This window comes from Pantoea sp. E956-1 (assembly GCF_982223955.1).
The window spans coordinates 1-436 of record NZ_CEUYZP010000077.1; the positions used below are offsets into that span (position 1 = coordinate 1).

The 436-nt window shown below is 51.6% G+C and carries 1 protein-coding gene; it reads right to left on the bottom strand.

What is annotated here, in order from left to right; translation table 11 throughout:
* A partial coding sequence (locus AC0T7J_RS25340) for a hypothetical protein (protein ID WP_473798535.1) occupies positions 1–223 on the bottom strand: 223 nt, incomplete at its 3' end.
* Between the last annotated feature and the right edge of the window lie 213 nt (positions 224–436).

Here is a 436-nt window from a genome sequence, read left to right on the forward strand (position 1 = left end):
TTGCCTTGACCGTGTCCAATGGCTGGAACTTGGCAAAAAGTGGTGTTTCACAGGACGACAACGGTGCGCTGGTCCGGGTCAGTTTGCGTGCGCGACGTTTTTTTATCAGCTGCTCCAGGGCTTGGCGTGCCTGGATGCTGGGTGCTTCGCTCAGGTGCAGGGTCGTGTTACCGAATGCGCACACAATGGGGTATTCGGATTGAAGTGTTTTGCTGCAGAACACGGAAGAGGCCTCCTGCCTGATATCGAAGTGCCATGATTTTATATTTGATTACAATTTTATGACAGTTCTTTACGTCAATCTATTGCCGGTGGAATTCTGGCAGGACAAAAAAAGCCCTTCGCAAGGAAGGGCTTTCAAAGTATTCACGCATTTCAGAATGGCGCCGGGCACTCGAAGCGCAGGCGTTCGCCGGTTTGCGGATGAGTGAAGCTG